We start from the raw sequence: 2555 nt of genomic DNA, 5'->3' as shown, positions 1-2555 counted from the left end.
ACCACCCGTTTGATAACTGGAAACGCGAACAATTTCACGAACTCGCGGCGTTTTTCCATCCCTCCACTTACAGCATGCCAGACAAAGATGATCCGACCGCCAAAACGGTAGTTCAACCCCGGTTTCTGCTGGGAGAAAAACCGCATGAAAAAATGAAAGCCGATGCGCGACGGGTCTCGATTGCCGCCTACCTCGCATACAACCCACAAAACTACTGGTTTGCCCGCGCTTATGTGAACCGAATCTGGAGTGAACTGCTCGGCGATGGTTTCTACGATGTCGACAGCCTGGGACCGGACAGTGAGGTCATTCACAAACCGGTCGTCAACCGGATCGCGGCTAACTTCCGATACAAAGACTTCGACCCCAAGTGGGTCTTTCGGCTGATCATGAATTCCAAAATCTATCAGCGCGAAATGCGTACTATTTCCTCTGCCTCAGAACTGTTTACCGCGGTCAGACCTGCCCGCTTACGCCCCGACGTGGTCGCCGCCTCGGTCGAAAATCTGATTGGGGAAGACAAAAAACTGCATCAGGAGATCATGCAGGTATTTGACATGAATCCCTCTCTGCCACAAGCGGCACTCGAAGGCTCCATTCAACAGGCGTTGCTGATGATGAATAATACGGCCCTGCAATCGAAGCTGTCTCAAAGTGATCTGAAAAAGCGGCTGGCAACCATTTCATCCGACGCAGAAATGGTGCAGGAACTGTATTTGAACGTGCTTGCCAGACACGCCACCGAACAGGAAGTTCAGCGAAACATTGATTACCTGAAAGATTCTCCGACGCGCGATGCAGCCCTTGATGATCTGGTCTGGGTCCTCATCAATTCCACCGAGTTTCGTACGAAACGCTAGCCATTTTCAACTACAGGAAACATACAATGCAGACAGATGCGCTCCTTCATCTGAATTTAAATCGACGCGGCGGAATTTCCAGAAGAAATTTTCTACAGGCAGCTTCACTGGGGATATCCAGTTCCTCTCTTCTGACGCAGTTCCAGTTAAACGCCGCCGAGTTGAAAAAAGCAGGTCGCTCCTGCATTCTGGTCTGGCTGGCAGGTGCGCCGAGCCAGATGGAAACCTGGGATCCCAAACCGGGTACTCCCAACGGAGGCGAAACCCAGAAAATCAGTACGCAAACTCCTGGGATCGAAATTGCCGGTTATTGGCCGAAGATCGCTGCGGTGATGAATGACATCGCCGTCATCCGTGCGATGACAGGAAAAGAGGCGGCACACGAACGGGGCACCTACCATCTGCATACGGGCCACCGCATGCTGGGTATTGAGAAGTTCCCGCACTTCGGTTCCGTCGTTGCGAAAGAGCTTGGTGATCCGCAATCCGACATCCCCAATTTTGTCAGCATCGGCCAGACGCTGAGCTCGGGCTTTCTAGGAGTTCAGGTCGCACCGTTTATTATCGATCGCCCCGGCCAGTTACCGGAAAATGTTTTGAATGGTACACCCGAGTCACGACAACAGCGCAGACTGGCTTTATTAAGTCAGCAGGAAAGTGATTTTGCTGACGCAGGCGCAGCAGCGCTCGTCAAAGAGCAAAGCAAGCTGTACCAGAAAGCAAATCTGATGATGCTCTCACCCCGGTTGAAAGCGTTCCAGTTCGACGATGAACCCGCCACGATGCAGGAAGCCTATGGCAAATCACAATTGGGGCAGGGACTGCTGGTGGCGCGACGGCTTGTTGAAGTGGGCGTCCCGTTTGTCGAGGTGCGCACGGGAGGCTGGGATATGCATAATAACGTCTTCAAAGGCATGGAACGTCGGGCTCCCGAAGTCGACCAGGGTTTATCGCAACTCCTGATCGATTTAAAGCAGCGCGGGCTGTTAGACAAAACGCTGGTTCTTTGTATGGGCGAGTTCGGACGCACTCCCAAAATCAATGCGCGTCCTCCGATTCCAGGCCGCGATCACTGGGTCAAAAACTTCAACCTGCTGATGGCGGGTGCCGGCATTAAAGGGGGACAGGTCATCGGAAAAACAGACGCCAATGGTCAGGAAATCGTGGACTCCCCAGTCCAGGTCGACGACCTCTTTCGTTCGATGTGCAGAGCCATGCAGATCAACGCCGACATGGAACTGCACACACCCATCGGCCGCCCGGTAAAACTGGTCGAAAGCGGCGAAGTCATCAAAGGACTCTTCGGTTAAACCGCCGACAGCTCAACTGTAATTGACAGACACGATCAGGATTTGATATCGATCGAAAGCTGATTCGCTTCATTCTTGACAGGCACGATGTAGTCACTCGAGGTTTCACTCAGGTATTTGTCAGGCATCCCTTTCGTTCCGATAAAAAAGACCTGGTAGTCCCCGGGGGCCACAGGGTCTGCAATGGTAAATTCCCCTTTCTTATCAAGATCTCCCTGGATAAGCGTGCCATAATCTAGTGAATACAACCCGACCTGCCCAGATGTGACCGGGCTGCCATTCAGGGTCACTTTTCCGGATACGGTCGCAGTATCAGCAGGTTTTTCGGGGGTCTCCAACTTGGCTTCACAACCAGATAGAACCGTCCCTGAGAAAAGAATCAGCA

Annotated in this window: 3 protein-coding genes; 2 read left to right on the top strand and 1 reads right to left on the bottom strand. The window is 52.6% G+C overall.

The genetic code is table 11. The annotated features are described in order from the left end of the window. The coding region (locus tag Q0294_RS16910; protein WP_299467812.1) for a DUF1553 domain-containing protein at positions 1 to 860 on the top strand (860 nt) is incomplete at its 5' end. Positions 861 to 886: 26 nt separating this feature from the next. Continuing rightward, on the top strand, positions 887 to 2170 hold the full coding sequence (locus Q0294_RS16905; RefSeq protein WP_299467810.1) for a DUF1501 domain-containing protein: 1284 nt from the start codon (positions 887 to 889) through the stop codon (positions 2168 to 2170). A gap of 35 nt (positions 2171 to 2205) precedes the next feature. On the opposite strand, the gene Q0294_RS16900 is transcribed toward Q0294_RS16905, so the two are convergent. Beyond that, on the bottom strand, positions 2206 to 2555 hold a 350-nt coding region (locus Q0294_RS16900; protein ID WP_299467808.1), incomplete at its 5' end, for a hypothetical protein.

This window comes from uncultured Gimesia sp. (assembly GCF_937919775.1).
Taxonomy (GTDB): domain Bacteria; phylum Planctomycetota; class Planctomycetia; order Planctomycetales; family Planctomycetaceae; genus Gimesia.
This window is presented reverse-complemented; position numbering and strand designations above follow the sequence as displayed.

What these genes read in the sequence shown, in the direction of transcription:
- Q0294_RS16905 (WP_299467810.1), top strand. Translation starts at nt 887, where the DNA reads ATGCAGACAGATGCGCTCCTTCATCTGAATTTAAATCGACGCGGCGGA.